At 67.6% G+C, this 20,392-nt stretch carries 16 protein-coding genes and 1 tRNA gene; 1 reads left to right on the top strand and 16 read right to left on the bottom strand.

Features of this window, described 5'->3' with window-relative positions; genetic code table 11:
• Positions 1-29 precede the first annotated feature (29 nt).
• The 11 genes from prfA to ACWGO0_RS05810 form a co-directional block, all read right to left on the bottom strand.
• The gene (gene prfA / locus ACWGO0_RS05860; RefSeq protein ID WP_382727209.1) at positions 30-1,106 is read right to left on the bottom strand and encodes a peptide chain release factor 1; all 1,077 of its coding nucleotides are present in this window, start codon (positions 1,104-1,106) and stop codon (positions 30-32) included.
• Between the two features lie 147 nt (positions 1,107-1,253).
• Positions 1,254-1,478, bottom strand: a complete 225-nt coding sequence (gene rpmE, locus ACWGO0_RS05855; protein WP_328905900.1) for a 50S ribosomal protein L31 — start codon at positions 1,476-1,478, stop codon at positions 1,254-1,256.
• Positions 1,479-1,647: 169 nt separating this feature from the next.
• The gene (locus ACWGO0_RS05850) at positions 1,648-2,760 is read right to left on the bottom strand and encodes an LCP family protein (protein WP_453528545.1); all 1,113 of its coding nucleotides are present in this window, start codon (positions 2,758-2,760) and stop codon (positions 1,648-1,650) included.
• A gap of 136 nt (positions 2,761-2,896) precedes the next feature.
• Positions 2,897-4,642: a trypsin-like serine protease gene (locus ACWGO0_RS05845; RefSeq protein ID WP_453528542.1), complete on the bottom strand. Its 1,746-nt coding sequence runs from the start codon at positions 4,640-4,642 to the stop codon at positions 2,897-2,899.
• Between the two features lie 279 nt (positions 4,643-4,921).
• A complete protein-coding gene (gene rho / locus ACWGO0_RS05840) occupies positions 4,922-6,991 on the bottom strand; it encodes a transcription termination factor Rho (RefSeq protein WP_453528539.1) in 2,070 nt (689 codons plus the stop codon).
• A gap of 387 nt (positions 6,992-7,378) precedes the next feature.
• Complete coding sequence (gene thrB / locus ACWGO0_RS05835) at positions 7,379-8,296, bottom strand: homoserine kinase (RefSeq protein WP_453528537.1); 918 nt, start codon at positions 8,294-8,296, stop codon at positions 7,379-7,381.
• 323 nt (positions 8,297-8,619) lie between these two features.
• Complete coding sequence (thrC, locus tag ACWGO0_RS05830) at positions 8,620-9,690, bottom strand: threonine synthase (protein WP_453528535.1); 1,071 nt, start codon at positions 9,688-9,690, stop codon at positions 8,620-8,622.
• A gap of 6 nt (positions 9,691-9,696) precedes the next feature.
• Complete coding sequence (locus ACWGO0_RS05825; protein WP_453528532.1) at positions 9,697-11,007, bottom strand: homoserine dehydrogenase; 1,311 nt, start codon at positions 11,005-11,007, stop codon at positions 9,697-9,699.
• 95 nt (positions 11,008-11,102) lie between these two features.
• Positions 11,103-12,494 carry a diaminopimelate decarboxylase gene (gene lysA / locus ACWGO0_RS05820; protein ID WP_453528529.1) on the bottom strand — a complete coding sequence of 464 codons (1,392 nt, stop codon included), beginning with the start codon at positions 12,492-12,494 and terminating at the stop codon, positions 11,103-11,105.
• Between the two features lie 24 nt (positions 12,495-12,518).
• The gene (gene nrtL / locus ACWGO0_RS05815) at positions 12,519-13,580 is read right to left on the bottom strand and encodes an ArgS-related anticodon-binding protein NrtL (RefSeq protein ID WP_453528526.1); all 1,062 of its coding nucleotides are present in this window, start codon (positions 13,578-13,580) and stop codon (positions 12,519-12,521) included.
• A gap of 55 nt (positions 13,581-13,635) precedes the next feature.
• On the bottom strand, positions 13,636-14,118 hold the full coding sequence (locus tag ACWGO0_RS05810; protein WP_453528523.1) for a response regulator: 483 nt from the start codon (positions 14,116-14,118) through the stop codon (positions 13,636-13,638).
• Positions 14,119-14,234: 116 nt separating this feature from the next.
• On the opposite strand from ACWGO0_RS05810, the gene ACWGO0_RS05805 reads away from it, so the two are divergent.
• Positions 14,235-14,306 (top strand) — tRNA-Arg (locus tag ACWGO0_RS05805).
• An 830-nt stretch (positions 14,307-15,136) separates the two neighbouring features.
• Here ACWGO0_RS05805 and ACWGO0_RS05800 read toward each other — a convergent pair.
• From ACWGO0_RS05800 to ACWGO0_RS05780, 5 genes are all read right to left on the bottom strand, one after another.
• Positions 15,137-15,985 carry a hypothetical protein gene (locus tag ACWGO0_RS05800; RefSeq protein WP_453528520.1) on the bottom strand — a complete coding sequence of 283 codons (849 nt, stop codon included), beginning with the start codon at positions 15,983-15,985 and terminating at the stop codon, positions 15,137-15,139.
• 441 nt (positions 15,986-16,426) lie between these two features.
• Complete coding sequence (locus ACWGO0_RS05795; RefSeq protein ID WP_453528727.1) at positions 16,427-16,687, bottom strand: flavoprotein; 261 nt, start codon at positions 16,685-16,687, stop codon at positions 16,427-16,429.
• A 298-nt stretch (positions 16,688-16,985) separates the two neighbouring features.
• Positions 16,986-18,134 (bottom strand): helix-turn-helix domain-containing protein, encoded by a 1,149-nt coding sequence (locus ACWGO0_RS05790; RefSeq protein WP_453528517.1) that lies wholly within the window; start codon positions 18,132-18,134, stop codon positions 16,986-16,988.
• Between the two features lie 483 nt (positions 18,135-18,617).
• A complete protein-coding gene (locus tag ACWGO0_RS05785; RefSeq protein WP_453528514.1) occupies positions 18,618-19,841 on the bottom strand; it encodes a hypothetical protein in 1,224 nt (407 codons plus the stop codon).
• Positions 19,838-20,353: a DUF4365 domain-containing protein gene (locus tag ACWGO0_RS05780; RefSeq protein ID WP_453528511.1), complete on the bottom strand. Its 516-nt coding sequence runs from the start codon at positions 20,351-20,353 to the stop codon at positions 19,838-19,840. The genes ACWGO0_RS05785 and ACWGO0_RS05780 overlap by 4 nt, the downstream gene beginning before the upstream one ends.
• Positions 20,354-20,392 lie beyond the last annotated feature (39 nt).

The following is a 20,392-nucleotide window of genomic DNA, read 5'->3' as shown; positions in this document are numbered from 1 at the left end:
TACGGGGTTACGGGCGGGGCGGGCTTGGGTTACGCGTTGGCGAGCTTGGCGGCCGAGTCGGCGTCGACACAGGCCTGGATCACGGCGTCGAGGTCACCGTCGAGCACCTGGTCCAAGTTGTACGCCTTGAAGCCGACGCGGTGGTCCGAGATCCGGTTTTCCGGGAAGTTGTACGTGCGGATCTTCTCGGAGCGGTCGACGGTACGGACCTGGCTGCGGCGGACGTCGGACGCTTCCTGCTCGGCCGCTTCCTGGGCCGCGGCGAGGAGCCGCGAGCGCAGGATGCGCATGGCCTGCTCCTTGTTCTGGAGCTGGCTCTTCTCGTTCTGGCAGGAGGCGACGACGCCGGTCGGCAGGTGCGTGATGCGGACCGCGGAGTCGGTCGTGTTGACGGACTGGCCGCCGGGACCGGAGGAGCGGTAGACGTCGATACGCAGGTCGTTGGCGTGGATCTCGACCTCGACCTCCTCCGCCTCGGGCGTGACGAGCACACCGGCGGCGGAGGTGTGGATACGGCCCTGGGACTCGGTGGAGGGCACGCGCTGCACGCGGTGCACACCGCCCTCGTACTTCATCCGGGCCCACACGCCCTGGCCGGGCTCGGTGGCGCCGTTGCCGCCCTTGGTCTTGACGGCGACCTGGACGTCCTTGTAGCCGCCGAGCTCGGACTCGGTGGAGTCGATGATCTCGGTCTTCCAGCCGACGCGCTCCGCGTAGCGCAGATACATGCGCAGCAGATCGCCCGCGAACAGGGCGGACTCGTCGCCGCCCGCGCCGGCCTTGATCTCCAGGAGCACGTCCTTGTCGTCGCTGGGGTCGCGCGGGACCAGGAGGAGGCGGAGCTTCTCGGTGAGTGCTTCGCGCTGCTTCTCCAGGTCCTTCACCTCGGCGGCGAAGTCCGGGTCGTCGGCGGCGAACTCGCGAGCCGTCTCGATGTCGTCGCCGGTGCGCTTCCAGGACAGGTACGTGGAGACGATCGGGGTCAGCTCCGCGTAGCGCTTGTTGAGCTTGCGCGCGTTGGCCTGGTCCGCGTGGACCGACGGGTCGGCGAGCTTCTTCTCGAGATCGGCATGTTCACCGATCAGTTCCTCGACCGCCTCGAACATCGGGGGCTCCTGGTTAGTTACGTCAACGGGCCTGCTGGAAGGCGTGCTGTCCGGGGATCCGGGGGCGCCCCCGGACGCCCGGCCGGAAAAAACGCCGGCCCCGGCGCCCCCTGGAATGAGGGCGCCGGGAACCGGCGCAGTGGCTCGCTACTTGGCGGCGGAGCCGGCAGCCTTGCCGAAGCGGGCCTCGAAGCGGGCCACGCGGCCACCGGTGTCGAGGATCTTCTGCTTGCCCGTGTAGAACGGGTGGCACTCGGAGCAGACGTCGGCGCGGATCGCACCGTTGTCGATGGTGCTCCGGGTGGTGAACGACGCACCGCAGGTACAGCTGACCTGGGTCTCGACGTACTGGGGGTGAATGTCGCGCTTCAAGGTGTCTCCTAGTTTCGGGAGGGCGCCGGGTCGTCCGCGCTGATTGCGCGTCCGTGAACCGGGGCCGACGTACCAGTCTGCCAGGACTGGCCGTATCTCCCAAAACCGGGGTCGGGCGCCACGTATTCCCGGCCCTTCGCCAAACGGCGTCAGCCCTTCGGAAACCGCGTCAGTGGACGACCTGTCCGGCCGATCCCTTGTCGCCGGCCGATTTCTCGGTGGCCGATGCGGGGATCGCCCGGTCGTGCTTCAGGGCCGACCAGACCTGCCCGGCCGACTTCTTCATCGGTACGACGCGGTTCGGGTCGGCCGGGTCGTACTGCACGGGCATCGTGACCATCTGGACGTTCTTCGTCCCGAGGCCCTTGAGCCCGTTCGCAAATGACGAGAGTTCCTTTACCGAGCCGAGACCGGAGTCGGTGGTGACGGCCTTCGTGGCCGCGTCGGCGAGCCCCAGGAGTTTCTTCGGGCTGGAAAAGACCCCGACGCTCTTCGCCTGTTCCATCAGCGCCTTCACGAACGCCTGCTGCAACTGGATCCGGCCCAGGTCGCTGCCGTCGCCGACGCTCTTACGGGTACGGACGAGCCCGAGCGACTCCTCGCCGTCGAGCCGGTGCGTGCCGGGCTTCAGGTTCAGATGGCTCTTGGGGTCGTCGATCGCTTCCTCGGTGGTGATCTCGACACCGCCGAGTTCGTCTATGAGCTTCTTGAAGCCGGTGAAGTCGACCTCGACGTAGTGGTCCATGCGGATGCCGGACATCGACTCGACGGTCTTCACGGCGCAGGCCGGTCCGCCGACCTCGTACGCCGTGTTGAACATCGCCCGGTCGTCCGCGGCGACCGGTTCACCGCTCACGTCGCCCGTACAGGCGGGCCGCTCGATGATCGTGTCCCGGGGGATGGACACGACGGAGGCCGAGGTGTGGCCCTTGTCGACGTGCACCACCATCGCGGTGTCGGACCGGGCGGCGCCCTCGTCGGCGCCGTACTGGTCGTTGGCACCGGAGCGGGAGTCGGAGCCGAGGACCAGGATGTCCTGGGAGCCGTTGTCGACGTCGTCGGGCCGGTCGGCGCCCAGCTTGGCGTCGATGTCGACGCTGGCGAGGTTGCCGTCCAGCTTGAAGTAGAGGTAACCGGAGCCCACGCCGCCCAGCAGCACGGCCGCGCCGAGTACCCACGCGGACACACGCAGCGCCGTTCGCCGGGGGCTGCGCCCGGGGCTCTTGCGGCGGCGGCCCGTGGCGCCTGCGCGCCGCGGTCCTGTCCGCGCTGTCTCGCTCATGTGGTCCGGCATCTGCTCACATTCCGTGACGGGGTTTGCGGCTGGAAAGACTTGCATACAGTCGTTCCAATGCGCAAAGAACCCCCGCGTCCGAGGACGCGGGGGTTCTTGGTCAGAACTGCTGCGGGGCCGGTGATCAGCCGAACAGGTTGTAGCTCGCCCCTCCGGTACCCAGCAGCTTGCGGGCGCCGAAGATGTTGGTGTTCGCCTGGCCGGTGCCCGGGTAGAGGTACAGCTCGCCGGTCTTCACGCGGACGATGATGTCCGCGATGCCGTCGCCGCTGAAGTCACCCGTGGTGACGAGCGCGTTGGCGACGTCCCAGGTCCTGACGAGGATCTTGGAAGCGAACGGGGCGCTTGCCTTGCCGGTACCCGGGAAGAGGTACATCTTGCCGCCGCTGCCGCGGGCGATGATGTCGGCCTTGCCGTCGTTCGTGAAGTCGCCGGTGCCGCGGACCATGTTGTAGTTCAGGCCGCCGCCACCGATCTTGACGCGGGTGGCGAAGGAGCCGTTGCCCTTGCCGGGGTACAGCCAGAAGACACCCGCGGAGTCGGTCGACAGGACGTCCGGGTGACCGTCACTGGTCAGGTCGCCGGGCGCCAGGATCTGCTTGCGCGAGCCCCAGCCGGTGGCGATCCGCTTGGACTCCCACTGCTCCGTCGCCGGGTTGATCCAGTCCCAGTAGAGGCTGCCGTCGCTGCTGCGGACGATCAGGTCCTGGAAGTCGTCCCGGTTGAGGTCCGTCTGGAGCATGACGTTGAGGCCGGCGGCGCTGCCGTAGTCGCCCTTCGTCATGCCGCTGCCAGTCGAGATGAACCTGTACAGCGCGTTCGTGGACGCCTTGCGGGCCAGCAGGTCCGCGCGGTGGTCCCAGTTGACGTTGGTGTCGTACGCCCGCGCGTTGATCGCGGGGACGTAGGTGCTCACCTTGGTGAAGACGCTGTACGCGCCCTCCCCGACACAGTCCGTGATGCCCCACGACACGATGCCGACCAGCTTGCCGCCGACCACCAGCGGGCCGCCGGAGTCACCGTTGCAGGCGCCGGTCGTCTCGGCGTCGGTCGCGCCCGTCTTGCCGGCGCAGACCATGTGGCCGGCCTTGAAGTCGCTCCCGTACGAGTTGGCGCAGGTCGCGTCCGAGACGATCGGAAGCGTCGCCGTACGCAGATTCGTGGAGATCTCGTTGCTGGTCGAGCTGGTGCGGCCCCAGCCGTAGACCTTGGCCTGCGTGCCGGCCGCGTACAGAGCCGTGTCCGCCTTCGCCATCACGGGCAGCGGCTTGACGGTGACCGGGGTGAACAGCGTGAGCACCGCGATGTCGTTGTCGGCAGCCCCTGTGGCGCCGTTGTACAGCGGGTGGGTCCACTGGCGGTAGGCCCAGTTCGTCTCACCGGTGCCGTCCACCGCGGTGGAGCCTGATCCGGTGACGATCGTGCCGTTCGCAGCCCAGTCGAAGCCCTTGACGCAGTGCGCGGCCGTGGCGATCTTGGTGGGCGCGATCACGACGCCACCGCAGAAGAAGCCGCCGGTGCCGTCGTTGTACCAGAGCTGCGCCATCCACGGGGCGGTGGTGATGGACGTCTCCGTGCCGCCGATGACCATCGGGGCCGGGACCGGGTCGTCGCCGGCGTTGAGCTTGGACGGTGCGAGGGCCTTGCGGTCCGCCTCGGACGCCTTGACCACGCGCTCGCGCAGTTCGGCATCCGACGGGGCGGTGGGCCGCTCCACGGCTCCGGCCGGCAGGGCCCGAACCGGCTCTTCGGCCTGGGAGCTGGCCATCGTGAGCCCCGTGCCCACGAGGGCGAGGACGGTGACAGCTACGGCCGGAACGGCGAGCTTGAGCCGGCGGGAGTGCTTGCCACCCCTGGTGCGTATGTGCACGCGGTGATCCTTCGTATCGGAACCGGTGGCACGGAGACGCCCACCGGATCGTGGAATGGCGAGGGATCGGCAGAACAACTGCACGCAGCGGGGCAGCACAAAACAGGGCTTGCGCCTCTGTGGTGCTGCCGGGATGGCCCCCCACCTCAACTGACGCAGATATTACGCCAGGTTCAACAAAAGGGGGACTGTGAAGGAACGGAAAATGAAACCGCCCCGTCACCGAAGTAACGGGGCGGTTTTCAGGGACGGTTGAACTGTCCCGATTCAGCTATTTGTTCAGTCGTTCCCATTGCCGCTGCCGGGAGTCGTCTTCTGAATCTGCAGAAGGAACTCGGCGTTGGACTGGGTCTTCTTCATGCGGTCGAGCAGAAGCTCGATCGCCTGCTGCTGGTCGAGTGCGTGCAGCACCCGGCGCAGCTTCCAGGTGACCGCCAATTCGTCGGTGCCGAGAAGGATTTCTTCCTTACGGGTGCTGGACGCGTCGACGTCCACCGCCGGGAAGATGCGCTTGTCCGAGAGCTTCCGGTCGAGCTTGAGCTCCATGTTGCCGGTGCCCTTGAACTCCTCGAAGATCACCTCGTCCATGCGCGAGCCGGTCTCGACGAGCGCGGTGGCCAGGATGGTCAGCGAGCCGCCGTCCTCGATGTTCCGCGCCGCACCGAAGAAGCGCTTCGGCGGGTACAGCGCGGTCGAGTCGACACCACCGGACAGGATGCGTCCCGAGGCCGGAGCCGCGAGGTTGTACGCACGGCCCAGACGGGTGATCGAGTCGAGCAGGACGACCACGTCGTGACCCAGCTCGACGAGACGCTTCGCGCGCTCGATGGCCAGCTCGGCGACCGTGGTGTGGTCCTCGGCGGGACGGTCGAAGGTCGAGGAGATGACCTCGCCCTTCACCGACCGCTGCATGTCGGTGACCTCTTCCGGACGCTCGTCGACCAGGACGACCATCAGGTGGCACTCGGGGCTGTTGACCGTGATCGCGTTGGCGATGGCCTGCAGGATCATCGTCTTGCCGGTCTTCGGCGGGGCCACGATGAGGCCACGCTGGCCCTTGCCGATGGGGGCGACCAGGTCGATGATCCGCGTGGTCAGGATGTTGGAGTCGGTCTCCAGGCGGAGCCGGTCCTGCGGGTAGAGCGGCGTCAGCTTCTGGAACTCCGGGCGCCCGCGGCCGGTTTCGGGCGCCATGCCGTTCACCGAGTCGAGGCGGACGAGCGCGTTGAACTTCTCGCGGCGCTCGCCGTCCTTGGGCTGGCGGACCGCGCCCGTGACGTGGTCACCCTTGCGCAGGCCGTTCTTGCGGACCTGTGCGAGCGAGACGTAGACGTCGTTCGGACCGGGCAGGTAGCCGGAGGTCCGGATGAACGCGTAGTTGTCGAGGATGTCCAGGATGCCCGCGACGGGGATCAGGACGTCATCGTCGGCAACCTGCACGTCCGGGGCGAAGGCGTCCTCGCGGCCACGGCGGCCACGGCGGTCCCGGTAACGGCCGCGGCGGCCACGGCGGCCACCCTCGTCGTCGAAGTCGTCCTGCGGGCCGCCACCCTGCTGGCCCTGGCCGCCCTGCTGACCCTGGGACTGGCCCTGACCCTGGGACTGACCCTGGCCCTGGCGCTGGGGACGCTGGCCGCCACCCTGCTGGCCCTGGTCGTCGCCCTTGCCGCGGCGGTCACGCTGGCGCTCACGACGGTCACCGCGGTCGCCTCGCTCACCGCGCTGGCCACGGTCCTGACGGTCGCCGCGACGGCCCTCGGCGTTGTCGACGGCGGACTCGGCCTTCGCCTCGCCCTTCGCCTCGCCGCGGTCCTCACCACGGGCCTCGCTCTTCGGCTCGGCCTGCGGCTCCGTCCTGACGTCGGTCTTGGTGTCGGGACTGCCCGCCTGCGCGGTCGCACGGCGCCGACGACGCTCGCCCGTGGGCTGGTCGTCATTGGCCGGCTGACCGGGGATGTCGATCTGCTGCTGGGCCGTGGCCTTGCTCTCGGGCGCGGCGGCGGCCTCGTCCCCGGTGCGCGCCTTGGACGTGGCACGGCGCTTCGGCTTGCTCTCGGTGTCCGTACCTGCGGAGGCCGCAGCGGCCTTGGCGGCAGTCTTGGGTGCGGAGGAGCCCCCGGCCTGCGCCTCCTTGATGACCTCGATCAGCTGGCTCTTGCGCATGCGCGCAGTGCCCCTGATTCCGAGGCCGGACGCGACCTGCTGCAGCTCGGCCAGGACCATGCCATCGAGGCCGGTGCCGGAGCGGCGGCGCCGTGCGGTGGTGCCAGTGGCAGCACCTTCGGCGGGCGCTGCGCTGTCGACGCTCTTGTCGGCAGTCACGCCCATCAGATCGGTGGTGTCGCTCACGAAGGGTCCTTCCCTGGAGCGGACGTCGGCCTTCTGGCTCGGCGACCGGTTGTGCTGTCCGACTGCGGTCTGTGATCTTCTCGATCGCGGACCTTGCCGGGGCGGTGGTCCGCCGGGTACGGCGGAGAGATGAATGTGCGGGGTCCGGCGCGAGATCCCCCTGCTCGGCCCACTCCTGGACGAGCGAGGGGTGTCGTGCCGGTTCCGGAGCGTGCTCGAAACTGCTCAGGCAGGCTGCTCAGGCAGTTGGGGAGGCTCCCGGAAGAATGGTGGTCCCGGAGGGGGACACGAAGCAACGCGCCACAAAGACGTCGATTGCAGACTTGAGGTTAACACTACCGGCTCCAACAAACATTCCCCCTCTCACTCACCGGCAATCACATGTGACTACGGGGCGAGCGGCAGCACGCTCGTGCCCGTTGCGTCGAGAGCGAGCCGGTTGGCGGCCCATCCCTCGCCGGCCAGTCGTGCGACCTTGTCGGCCGAGCCCTCATCCGTCAGCGCGAGGACCGTGGGTCCCGCACCGGAGATGACAGCAGGGACGCCGTCGGCGCGCAGGCGGTTGACCAGTTCCACGCTCTCCGGCATCGCGGGTGCCCGGTATTCCTGGTGGATCCGGTCCTCGGTGGCGGCGAGCAGCAGCTCGGGACGCCTGGTCAGAGCCTCGACGAGGAGGCCGGCACGACCGGCGTTGGCCGCGGCGTCCACATGCGGGACGGTGCGCGGGAGGAGACCGCGGGCGGTCTCGGTGAGCACGGGCCTGCCGGGCACGAAAACCACCGGAACGACGGAATCCGCGGGATCCATCCTGATTGCCCTGGCGGCTCCGCCGTCCATCCAGGCGAGCGTGAAGCCGCCGAGCAGACACGCGGCGACGTTGTCCGGGTGCCCCTCGATCTCGGTGGCCAGCTCCAGCAGGGCCGCGTCGTCGAGGCGGGCGTCGCCGCCCGTCGTCACGGCGCGGGCGGCGACGATGCCGGCGCAGATGGCGGCGGAGGAGGAACCGAGGCCCCGGCCGTGCGGGATGCGGTTGGCGCAGACGATCTCGAGGCCGCGGGGCTGTCCGCCGAGCAGGTCGAAGGCGGTGCGCAGGGAGCGTACGAGGAGGTGGCTCTCGTCGCGGGGCAGCGTTTCGGCGCCCTCACCTGCGATGTCGATGTGCAGTCCCGAGTCGGCGACCCGGACCACGACATCGTCGTACAGCCCCAGTGAGAGACCCAGGGCGTCGAAGCCAGGGCCCAGATTGGCGCTGGTCGCGGGGGTGCGCACCCGGACGGCGGCAGCTCGGAACGCGGGACCGGCCATCGGCTGGACGACTCTCCTTGTAAGGCGGCGGGGATGTGGTGCGGTGGATCGGCGTGCGGGGGTGATGGAGCGGTGCGGCTGTGGGGGTTGTGGCTGCGGGTGAGGCGGAATCCAGTGGCGGACCCGACGGCCACGACGGCAACTGCACCGCGTCGACTACGGCGGAGCGTGTGGGTACAGCTTATCGAAGGAAGGTTCTGTCGCGACATAGGGCGCACAGGAGGCGCACGATGCGTGTCGCACGCCTCCTATGCGCTCTCCGCCCCGGAAAGGGGCGGTTGAGCTGGTTTTTCGCCGCTGTTGCCCGCCTCGCCGCAAGGCGACTAGACGAGGCCCAGCTTCTCGGCGGCGGTGACCGCGTCGACCGGGACCGTGACCGGCTGCGGGGCGCCCGCGACGGCCCAGTCGGGGTCCTTGAGGCCGTTGCCCGTGACCGTGCAGACGATCGTCTGGCCGGGGTCGACCTTGCCCTCTTCGGCGGCCTTGAGCAGACCGGCGACGGACGCCGCCGACGCGGGCTCGACGAAGACGCCCTCCTGGGAGGCCAACAGGCGGTACGCGGACAGGATCTGGCGGTCCGTCACCTCGTCGATGAAGCCGCCCGACTCGTCCCGTGCGGCCAGCGCGTACTGCCAGGAGGCCGGGTTGCCGATCCGGATCGCGGTGGCGATGGTCGAGGGGTCCTTGACGATCTCGCCGCGCACGATGGGTGCGGAACCGGAAGCCTGGAAGCCCCACATGCGCGGGGTGCGCGCGGCCATGCCGTCCGCCGCGTATTCGGTGTAACCCTTCCAGTACGCGGTGATGTTGCCCGCGTTGCCGACCGGCAGGACGTGGATGTCCGGGGCGTTGCCGAGCGCGTCGACGATCTCGAACGCGGCGGTCTTCTGGCCCTCGATACGGACCGGGTTGACCGAATTGACCAGCGCCACCGGGTAGTTGTCCGAGAGCTGGCGGGCCAGGGTGAGGCAGTCGTCGAAGTTGCCGTCGACCTGGAGGATCTTCGCTCCGTGGACCAGTGCCTGGCCCATCTTGCCGAGTGCGATCTTGCCCTGCGGTACGAGGACGGCGCAGACCATGCCGGCCCGCACCGCGTAAGCGGCGGCGGAGGCCGAGGTGTTGCCGGTGGAGGCGCAGATGACGGCCTGCGCGCCCTCCTCCTTGGCGCGGGTGATCGCCATGGTCATGCCGCGGTCCTTGAACGACCCGGTGGGGTTGGCGCCCTCCACCTTGAGGTGCACCTCGCAGCCCGTGCGCTCGGAGAGGACCTGGGCGGGGACGAGCGGCGTGCCGCCCTCACGAAGCGTGACGACCGGCGTCGTGCTCGTGACCGGAAGGCGGTCCCGGTACTCCTCGATGATGCCGCGCCACTGGTGGGTGCCCTTGCTGGTCATGGGTCCTTACTCCCCTTCAACACGCATGATGCTGGCGACACCGCGCACGGTGTCCAGCTTGCGCAGCGCCTCGACGGTCGCCGAAAGGGCGGCGTCGGGCGCGCGGTGGGTGACGACGACGAGAGAAGCCTCGCCGCCGGTTTCCTGACTGTCCGGCCGACTCTGCTGGCGGACCGTATCGATGGATACGCCCTGTTCGGCGAAGACCGTCGCGACCTGGGCGAGAACGCCAGGCTTGTCGGCCACGTCGAGACTGATGTGGTACCGCGTGACGACCTCGCCCATGGGGCTGACCGGCAGACGCGTGTACGCGGACTCACCGGGGCCGGTGGCCTCGCTGAGCTTGTTGCGGCAGACCGCGACCAGGTCGCCGAGGACCGCGGACGCGGTCGGCGAGCCACCGGCGCCGGGGCCGTAGAACATCAGCTGACCGGCCGCGTCCGCCTCGACGAAGACCGCGTTGTACGCCTCGCGCACGGAGGCCAGCGGGTGGCTGAGCGGGATCATCGCGGGGTGCACGCGCGCGGTGACGGACTGACCGTCGGCGGCGCGCTCGCAGATGGCGAGGAGCTTGACGGTGCAGCCCATGCGGCGGGCGGAGGCGATGTCCGCGGCGGTCACCTCGGTGATGCCCTCGCGGTGCACCTCACCGATCTTCACCCGGGTGTGGAAGGCGATGCCCGCGAGGATCGCGGCCTTCGCGGCGGCGTCGAAGCCCTCGACGTCGGCGGTCGGGTCGGCCTCGGCGTACCCGAGGGCGGTGGCCTCGTCGAGCGCCTCGGAATATCCGGCTCCGCTCGTGTCCATCTTGTCGAGGATGAAGTTGGTGGTCCCGTTGACGATGCCGAGGACCCGGTTGACCTTGTCGCCGGCGAGGGACTCGCGCAGCGGCCGTACGAGCGGGATGGCGCCGGCCACGGCCGCCTCGTAGTAGAGATCCCGGCCCTGGGCCTCCGCGGCGGCGTGGAGTGCGGCGCCGTCCTCGGCGAGCAGCGCCTTGTTGGCGGAGACGACGCTCGCGCCGTGCTCGAAGGCGGTCGTGATCAGGGTCCTGGCAGGCTCGATGCCTCCGATGACCTCGATGACCACATCGATGTCACCCCGTTTGACCAGGGCGGTCGCGTCTGTGGTGATCAGTGCGGGGTCGATACCCTCCCGCACCTTGGAGGGCCGGCGGACGGCGACACCCGCGAGCTCCACCGGCGCACCGATGCGCGCGGCGAGGTCGTCGGCGTGCGTCGTCATGATGCGCGCCACCTCTGAGCCGACCACTCCACAGCCCAGCAGCGCCACCTTCAGCGGACGCGTACGCATCATCCGACCTCGTTTCTCATACATCTAATGTGTGGACCAGTCTCACTCACCGGACGGGAGTTTCTGCCACCCGTCCGGATCCTGAGATGACTATTTCATCAGCCGACATCGAGTGACAGAAGATCTTCCTCTGTCTCCCGTCGGACGATCACTCGCGCCTGTCCGTCCCGCACGGCGACGACCGGCGGACGCAGGGCGTGGTTGTAGTTGCTCGCCATGGAGCGGCAGTACGCGCCGGTGGCGGGCACCGCGATCAGGTCGCCGGGGGCGAGGTCGGCGGGCAGGAACGCGTCCTTGACCACGATGTCGCCGCTCTCGCAGTGCTTGCCCACGACCCGCACGAGCATCGGCTCCGCGTCGGAGGTGCGGGAGACGAGCGCGACGCTGTACTCGGCGTCGTACAGCGCGGTGCGGATGTTGTCCGACATGCCGCCGTCGACACTCACGTACGTACGGAGTCCTTCGAGGGGCTTGATGGTGCCGACCTCGTACAGCGTGAACGCGGTGGGTCCGACGATGGCGCGGCCCGGCTCGACGGAGATCCGCGGGGTGGCGAGGCCGGCCGCCTCGCACTCGCGGGTGACGATGTCGCTGAGCGCCTTGGCGATCTCGTGCGGCTCGCTCGGGTCGTCCTCGGAGGTGTAGGCGATGCCGAGCCCGCCGCCCAGGTCGATCTCGGGGAGTTCCACACCGTGCTCGTCGCGCACCTCGGCGAGCAGCTGGACCACGCGGCGCGCGGAGACCTCGAAGCCCGCCATGTCGAAGATCTGCGAGCCGATGTGCGAGTGGATGCCGATGAGTTCGAGCCCGTCGAGGGTGAGCGCCCTGCGGACGGCCTCGGCGGCCTGTCCCCCGGCCAGCGCGATGCCGAACTTCTGGTCCTCGTGGGCGGTGGCGATGAACTCGTGGGTGTGGGCCTCGACGCCGACGGTGACGCGGATCTGGACGCGCTGGCGCTTGCCGAGGCGCTGGGCGACATCGGCGACCCGGACGATCTCCTGGAAGGAGTCGAGCACGATCCGCCCGACGCCGAGGCGGACGGCGCGCTCGATCTCGTCCAGGCTCTTGTTGTTGCCGTGGAAGGCGATGCGCTCCGCGGGCATCCCGGCGTCCAGTGCGGTGGTCAGCTCGCCGCCGGAGCAGACGTCGAGGTTGAGTCCCTCCTCCTGGAGCCAGCGCACGACGGCACGCGACAGGAACGCCTTCCCGGCGTAGAACACATCGGCGTCGCGTCCGAAGGCGTCGGCCCAGGCGCGGCACCTGGCCCGGAAGTCGCTCTCGTCGAGGAAGTAGGCCGGAGTGCCGAACTCCTCGGCGAGCCGGGCGACTTCGATCCCACCGACGGTGAGCGCGCCGTCCGCGTCGCGGGTGACGGTGCGGGACCAGACCTTCTCGTCCAGGACGTTCAGGTCGGCGGGCGGCGCCGTGTAGTGCCCTTCGTGGAGGACGTCGGCGTGGCGGGGGCCTGCGGGGTGGGCGGATCGGCTCATCGTGGTGTTCTGCTCTTTCGGGTCTCAGAGGTGTTCGGGCGCGCTGATGCCGAGCAGGTACAGGCCGCCTGCCAGCACCGTCCCGGCAGCTTCGGCAAGGGCCAGCCGGGAGCGGTGGGCGGCCGAGGGTTTCTCGTCGCCGACGGGGAGCGGGGATGTGGCGTCGTGGAAGTCGAAGAAGGCGTGCGCCACCGTTTCGAGGTGCCGGGCGATCCGGTCGGGTGCGTGAAGGCGGGCCGCCGCGGCGAGAACGGCGGGGTGGTCGGCGAGTGCGGCGTGGAGTGCGGGCGCCTCGACGTCCTCCTCGTACGCACCGGTGAACCCGAGCCGGTCGGCACCGCGGGTGAGCCCCCGGGCACGGGCGTAGGCGTACCGCACCAGGAATACGGGATTCGCCTCCCCCTGCACGAGAAGGTCGTCGCCGAGCGGGGCACGGTCGTGTCCTGCGGGCCGGAGCAGTCCCCACAGGGCGGCGTCGCGGCCGAGCCGGCCGAGCAGTTCACCGGCGGTGGCTCCGGCGGGTACAGGCCGGAGCTCGACGCTCCCGGCGGCCCCGTCGTACGCCCCGACGCCGACCCGCAGATACTCCCAGTCGGGGTCGGGCGCGTCGGTGCAGCCGGTACGCACCTGGCCGCCCTGGGTGCGCAGGACGCGCGACATCGTCTGGGAGACGACCGCGGCCCGGACCTCGCGCCGGTGGTGCAGCCGGTGCAGCCGGCCGGTGTCCGCGGTGACCCGCCCGTACCGGAGCCCCTGCTCCCGTACCTCGTGCACGAGGGCGGCGCGTGCGGCGGCGTCGGCGGACGCGTCGAGCGTGAAGTTCAGGAAGCCTGCCCCGGTGATCTCGACCCGCCCGATACCGGGCGTACCGGCGACCCGGTCGCGCAGGATGCGCGCCACTTCCCGCGGCGGCAGTGCGGCCGGACCCGCGAGCTGGAGGGCGACGGCGCAGGCGTAGTCGCCGCTGCCGCCGGGCCTGGTCCTTTCCACTCGCACGCGCGCGGGTACGGGCGCGCGCAAGGCATCCTCGTCGACCGCGCGCCGCACGGCGTGCAGCACGGTCATGGAGAGATCTGCCGGGGTCACGGGACAAGCGTATGGGAGGAGGGGGGTCACCACGCGACCCGGTTTCGCCATGCGGTCAGCCCGCCGGGCTCCCCGCCCGTCCTGCACCGTGTCTGCCGTCGACCGCCGGTGGGTCCTCCCGGTGCATCAGACGCCACACCATCCGCACCAGCTCGCTGGGCTCGAACGGCTTGGCCAGAAACGCATCGACTCCTGCGGCCACCCCCGCGTCGACCTCGTACGGCGTACAGGCGCTGATGATCGCGACGGGCAGATGACTCGTACGCGGATCGGCACGCAGCCGGGCGGCGGTCTGGACGCCGTCGAGCCTGGGCATCACCACGTCGAGCGTGATCACGTCCGGACAGACCCTGTGCACCAGATCCAGGCACTCGGCACCATCGGCCGCGGTCACGACCTCGAAGCCCTCCAGCTCGAGATTGACCCTGATCAACTGCCGGATGACCTTGTTGTCGTCGACAACAAGCACCCGGCCGGACGCGCCAGACACCCTCCGAGAGTAGGTCCGCCGGAGGGGCCGCGTCCGGCTTTTGTCCACTTCCGCCCCCGGCCCCGCGCCACTGGGACGCGCCACGGGGACGCGTGAATACCTGTTCACGGACAGCCTGCGGAAGCTGGTAGGGTTTCACTCGTCGCCGCACAACACAGCGACACGCCCCCGTAGCTCAGGGGATAGAGCATCGGCCTCCGGAGCCGGGTGCGCAGGTTCGAATCCTGCCGGGGGCACTCCAGCCGGGACAACGCGATCAACTCGCTGACCAGCTGAAGTGCCAAGCATGAAGGCCCGAACTCAGTCCCACTGAGTCCGGGCCTTTGTCGTTGTGTGTTCACTGATCGCGAGTGAGTGGCGAGTGAGTTCTCAGGGTTGATCGCAGCTCACTGACCGGTCTCCTCACCCCACCCCATGGACTTCTCGATCTTGCGGTTGTTCAGCTCCTCATGGCCGTCGATGCAGCCCGCGTAGCGACGGTGCACCACCTCCGGTGAGTTGCCCGCACGGCACGGCGGGATACCTCCGCCACGGGAACCCCAAAAACCAGCGGGTTCGCAGATTCTGAAGGTCGACTGGAGGCGAACCTGCTGGCAGTGGCGAGCATTCGAAGGGGTGGGCACTCAGGTTCAGCGCTGCTTGAATGCTCCAGTGATCGAACTAGTGGTTGGCCTGGCAGCGGCAGGGCTGACGGCGTGGCTTTTCCGCCGCAAGGCGAAGCAACGTGCAGACAGCGGCGCTCAGGGAAATGTGATCAAGGTTCCCTGCCTGCTCCGGCATCCTTCGCTTGAAGGACGATGGCTTCGTGGACGGCTGCTGATAGGTCCTTCTGGAATGGCCTGGGAGCCCCGGACCAAGGCCGGTGCGGCAGTGTCTCTTCCGGAAGGGTTGCGTCGGGTCAGCGTGCGTTCACCGTCGCTGCGAGAGGCGGTGAAGATCAACGGTGGGTCCCGGATCGTTGAGTGCACCTCTCCCGAGGGGGCCCTTCTTGTCGCTGTGATGCCGAATGAGTTGGATCACGTACTCACGGCCCTGAACAGCAGCGGAGCGGAATGACAGCACCCCGTCATGCCTGGGTCGGGTCAATGGCGAAGCGCTCGGGGTGGGCGGCGCGAACGTAGTGGATCGCGGTGTGGGAAGTGATGCCGAACAGACGCATCAGCCGGATCGGGTCCGCAGTCTCACGGGCCTCGTCGAGCAGTCGATCTTGCCGGAGCTGCGTGGCGTTGATCCCGATTCGGTCGCGGAGTGTGTGGCAGCTGGAGATGCCGACTGCCGGCTGATCGACATGCATGGCCGTGATGGGGCTGACGATCAGATAGGGGTTGGTGCTGTGCGGCCACCGATGGTGACGCTCGACCAGCCAGTCTTTGACGAACCGGAGGGCGAACTCGTCCAGGCAGACCTCGTGATCGAGCCGGTTCGGTCGACGGATCCGCAGACGTCCGGTCGACCGGTCGAGATCGTCCAGCCAGATCTCGGCGACCCGCTTGGGGCGGATGGCATGGACAGCGATCAAAACGAGGGCGGGTTTGTCCTTGGCGCCGGAAACTTGATCCAGCAGCCCCCTGAGCCGGTCCGATGGGATGGCCCGGGGGACTCTGACGGGAGCCTTGAGGTGCACGTTCCGGGCTGGGTCGCGAAGGATACGACGCTCGCGCCGCAAGGCCCTGAAGAGCGACCGCAGCCCTGTGAAGTATGAGTAGTTGACAGCGGCCGTCTTCACCTCCTTCTCGGTGACTTCGTTGAGTGAGGCAAAGTAATCCCAGGCATCCAGGACGGCCGCGACGTGGAGCATGTAGCCGCGGATCGTGTCCAGGGCATCGGCGGGGAGGGCAGTTTGCCGTTGCCGCGGAGCACGGCCACCCAGGCCCGGAGGTCTGCCTGCAACTGCGGCGGTGCCTGTGCTGTCCACCGCTGAACGGAAGCTTCGTCGGCTCCGATCGCTTGTGAGCAGGGGCGCGGCACCTTCGTGGTTGACCCCTCGCAGCCCGTCGATGACGGGCAGCGCGGAGGGTCGGCGTTCGCTTCGCTCGCCACGGAGATCAGCGCGATGCACGAGACGATCCGTCAGCTTGGAGAGCGCCTTGAGCGCCTTGAGCAGATCGCGAATTCCGGCGGGTCAGCACCCGCTCAGCGATGGAGTCGGCCCGTTCAACCAGCCGAGTCGTCTCCATGCGCGCCGTGTTGAGACTCGCTCTGATCAGGGCGCACTGAGCGGGAGCGAGTCCCGCTCCGCTGCTGGGCTGTTCGAACGTCTCTGACATGCGAGAAAGCTTGTGCACGGAAACGACGATGGACCCGGACAGAGTGTCCGGGTCCATCGTCGTTGCAGATCAGCCGTGCTGACTGGGCGTCACTCCATCGCTCGGTCGATCGCATCCAACACTGCGGGCCACGGCAGTTCGCGCCCCGAGGGCGCCTCGCGCGGTTCGTACAGCCGCCACACATCGGGGCCATAGACGAGATGGACTTGCCCGTCACGCAATGCCTCAAGATGGCGCTGCCAGGCAGGGTGGCGCGCGTGGGCCGCATTCACCCGAGGGAAGACCACGACCGGCAGTCCGAGCGTCCCCATGGCCTCGCCCACCTGCGTCAGCGCCTGGTTGTCCGCGATACCAGTTGCGAGCTTGGCGACGAAGTTCGCGCTCGCCGGAGCGACCGCATAGCAGTCGACGAGCGGATGCGGGCGAGCGTCTCCAGGAGCCGCGGATCATCCCGTACCGGGAGCCCCGTCAGCTGCTCCAGCCGCTCCGCCTCTCCACTCATCCGCAGCCAGTTGCCAGCTGTTGGCGTCAGCGTCACGGCCACCTGCCAGCCCCGTTCCAAGGCGGGCTCGACCAGTCCAGTGCGGAGGCCTTCAATTCCGTCGGCCGCCGATCCCACCACTCCGAGAACTCCGCGCTTCCCCGTACTCACTGCACCGCCCTGCATCGTTGGGCCATCACGAACACCTCGGACGAGCGAGGCCACGCTGTCACCGGGGACTGCTCGGTCAGGTCTCGCAGCGTCTCGCGCACCCTGAGATTGTTGCGTACGAGCTGCGGCGATGTGCGTTCGGCCGTGCGCAGTTCCGTAAAGGCGTCGTCACCGTGTCCGGCGAGCGAGAGAGCGCGGGCGAAGTCGATCCAGTGCGAGACGCTGCGCTCCTGCGGCATGTGATCCACGTTGATCCGACCGTGTTCCACCACGTACGAGACGTTGTCGAGGTCCAGCTCAATGGACAGCCGGTGCAGGACCACGTTCGTCGGACCGAAAGTCGTGTGCCAGTAGTTCTCGTCTGAGCCGAGGTCGTCCGCGAGTTCTTCGGCGCGCTTCAAGAGGCGGGTAGCCGTGGGACGGTCCTGGTGCCGAGCGGCGGCAGCAGCGGCCCGTAGGTGAATCATGCCCTCATAGCGGCCGTTGGCGAGCAGGGCATGTGTTCCCGAGCGAGCGGCCGACGCCGGTACGAGTGGGTCATCGGACGCGTCCGCGGCCTGCATCGCGCGCTCTGCCGCAAGCCACGAGATATCGGACTCTCCGATTTTTGCGAGCGTCATGGCGGCAAGGTGGCGCGTCCGGGCGGACACTGCCCAGCAGTCGTGACGGTCCTCCTCGCGGCGCGCCGCACGATCCTCCAGCTCCTGCGCGCTCTGGAGCATTGCGGGGAGGGCTGCGATCACGCTGCCGAGCCGACCACCCTGGTAGTCGTTCCACGACTTCTCGACAGGTACTGCGGCAGGGGCAGGGTCGGGGAGTTGTCGTTCCGCGTCCGGCCCGAAGTGGAGACGCGATAGACACCGCGGGCTCATGAGCGCGTCGCGGACGGCCGGCACATCGTCCTGCTGCTCCTCGTCCACAAGCACGGACTGCCCCACCAGGTCACCGAGGGGGACCCGCAGGATGCGCGCGAGCTCCGCGAGCATGTCGACCCTCGGAGGCATACGGCGCCCGGACTCGGCCTTCGCCAGCCAGTCGGTGCTACGACCGACCAGTCCGGCCAGCACCTCTTGCGTGTATCCACGGCGCTTCCGGTAGAACGCAATTCGCTCGCCGATGCTGAGGTGATCTCCAAGACCACGCATGGGGTGTTGCCTCCCGCTGCTGAGTAGGGGCGCCATCACGGTACCGACGCGGTGGTGAACGTGTAAGAGATCCGAGCCATGACCACCGCAATCAGGGTGCAGGGCTAAACAGAGGAAGACCCGGACGGAATGTCCGGGTCTACTGTGACCGTGCCGGAAGGTGTCCCAGCTGTCCGCCTGTCCGGTTGGCCTGCTGACCTGCGGGAACGCACCGGGCAGTCAGAATGAGCGCTGTCCGGGGTGTCCGGTCGCCGACGGGCTGCAACACTCCGGGTGTTGCAGCCCGTCGGCGAAGCCGACCCGGGGAGGTCGCAGGCGCGGGAGGCCACTTCCTCTGGGAGTTGCGCGCGGACTGAATGTCCAACTGCGTTACAACAACGAGGGACTCGCGCGAAGATACGCACGCTCAGAATCCGTCGTGCGCGGTCAGCGGCGGTCCGCCCAGGCCACAGCCCTCTGAGGGAATTACTTTGGTGCGAGTGACTACGCGTCTCGTGACCCATCCCTGGGAGGCAGCACTTCACGCGTGTGAATATCACTGCCTGGCGCTTGGAGTGCGTCGTCCAACGTCATCGTCGATGGGTCGAGCCCGAAGGCGCTCACTTCCATCGTTGCCTGCCGACCACTAGGCATGTGAAGGATTCCCCTGACAAAAATTGCACGCCGTTCCGCCATGTATCGGGAAGCTTGCGCGAAGATCTCCCAGCTGAGGTCGAACTTTACGGTTCGCGCCCGACCATTAATAGCTGCCTGCACCGTAACCCGCCCTGTCCCCTCATTCAGTGGGGCTGCACAGTTGGTGATAATGCCGAAGATGACCTGCTCCTCGACTCGCTCAGAGTCTTTCAGGATGGTCGCGATCTCGTCGACGACGAATGCAGACTCCTTGGGGAAGTCTACTCGCTCAGCCAAGAGAAGAGGCGGGGTGACAGCTGGGGCCCATTGGAAATTAATGTCATAATTATCTACCTGACCGGTAGCGAGTACCCGGAACACGGCATCACACAATTCCCGAGACACGCCCTCCGCGACGGCATCGTGCATCTCAGAGATGCTGGGCACGCGCTCGCGTGTTACGGCAATCTCTTCCAGCACCCCCAGCGCGTGCGCCATCGTGGTGGTTACTCTGCGATCGAACCGCGCCTCCTCAACCTTCAAATCCAGACGCGGTTCATTGTCGATTCCTTCATCGAGCGAGTAGACATCGGGAACCTTGACCTCGCTAATGATGGGCACAATGTAGGACCCCTGAATTGTGTGCCCGAGACGAACTTGCTTGGCATGATTAATCGCCCTTTTCGGCATATTTCGTCCAAAATTCCCCTGCCGCATCAAGGTCGACGCAGCTGAGGCCACAACCAGGCGCTTCGCCGACTCAAAGAGAGCAATGCCAGCGTTGAGTGGGATCGTGTCGTCGATCATCCCATCGCTGACCGCCCTGAGCTTTGTGATATCGAGAAACTGACGCGCCATGTCCACCCGGACGTCTTCTGGCTTCCGCCCTTCGTGCCTCGCAAGCTCTTTTGTCATATTGTCCAGCATGGGCACAAAATCAGGAGCCGAACTATGCTTTGGCACCATGAGGCGCAGCGGCTCATGTGATTGACTTTCCCAGATCTCGGCTAACGGCCCCTGCGCTACTGGATGCCATTCGGCACGCATCAAATAGCTGGCGGTCTCAGCGAAGCCCACTCTCAATCCGGTCACGCCGCCGCCACCGCCTGAGCGCCGTACAACAGACGATGGTGCGCGTGGGAAAACATCTCCTCAAATCCGGGTAAGTCAATGCGCTGAGATCTCGGCAGCTGGATAGCTTTTGTGCTCAAATTCTCCACTGCTGGAAGATCTTGAATCTTAGCCCAATAGCCGGAGCACCGCATGGTCAGCTCTCGCTCATCGTGGAGCATCCATTCTTCGATCTCACGAGGAACAATAACCAGCCCAAGAATACCAACGGCTGTTCGTGTCGACGCACGCAGCTTGTCGTATGTGGGAATATCCAGATCGTAAGAGTAGGAACCCCCCTGCGATGCCATCTTTGGACTGTAGGTGCACTTCATCTGCAATTCGAAAGAAAGGCCATCCGCCCGCTTTACAGAGAGGTCAACACCATCCTTGTCAACTTCCCATTTCCCCAAGGTGTATCCGCCTTTCGTGGCTAGAGCGGCGACGTACGCCAGGCTGACCTGCTCCTGCTGCCAGCTATCCGCTACTCCCACGGGCCCCCCTCCCTCGCAGAGTGAGTAAGTTACTACTCC

Source organism: Streptomyces sp. NPDC055749 (assembly GCF_053617235.1).
This window is presented reverse-complemented; position numbering and strand designations above follow the sequence as displayed.

Coding starts and splice junctions, on each gene's coding strand:
- ACWGO0_RS05790 (WP_453528517.1), bottom strand. CDS start 18,134: ATGCGTGGTCTTGGAGATCACCTCAGCATCGGCGAGCGAATTGCGTTC.
- prfA (WP_382727209.1), bottom strand. CDS start 1,106: ATGTTCGAGGCGGTCGAGGAACTGATCGGTGAACATGCCGATCTCGAG.
- ACWGO0_RS05825 (WP_453528532.1), bottom strand. CDS start 11,007: ATGATGCGTACGCGTCCGCTGAAGGTGGCGCTGCTGGGCTGTGGAGTG.
- thrB (WP_453528537.1), bottom strand. CDS start 8,296: ATGGCCGGTCCCGCGTTCCGAGCTGCCGCCGTCCGGGTGCGCACCCCC.
- thrC (WP_453528535.1), bottom strand. CDS start 9,690: ATGACCAGCAAGGGCACCCACCAGTGGCGCGGCATCATCGAGGAGTAC.
- ACWGO0_RS05850 (WP_453528545.1), bottom strand. CDS start 2,760: ATGAGCGAGACAGCGCGGACAGGACCGCGGCGCGCAGGCGCCACGGGC.
- lysA (WP_453528529.1), bottom strand. CDS start 12,494: ATGAGCCGATCCGCCCACCCCGCAGGCCCCCGCCACGCCGACGTCCTC.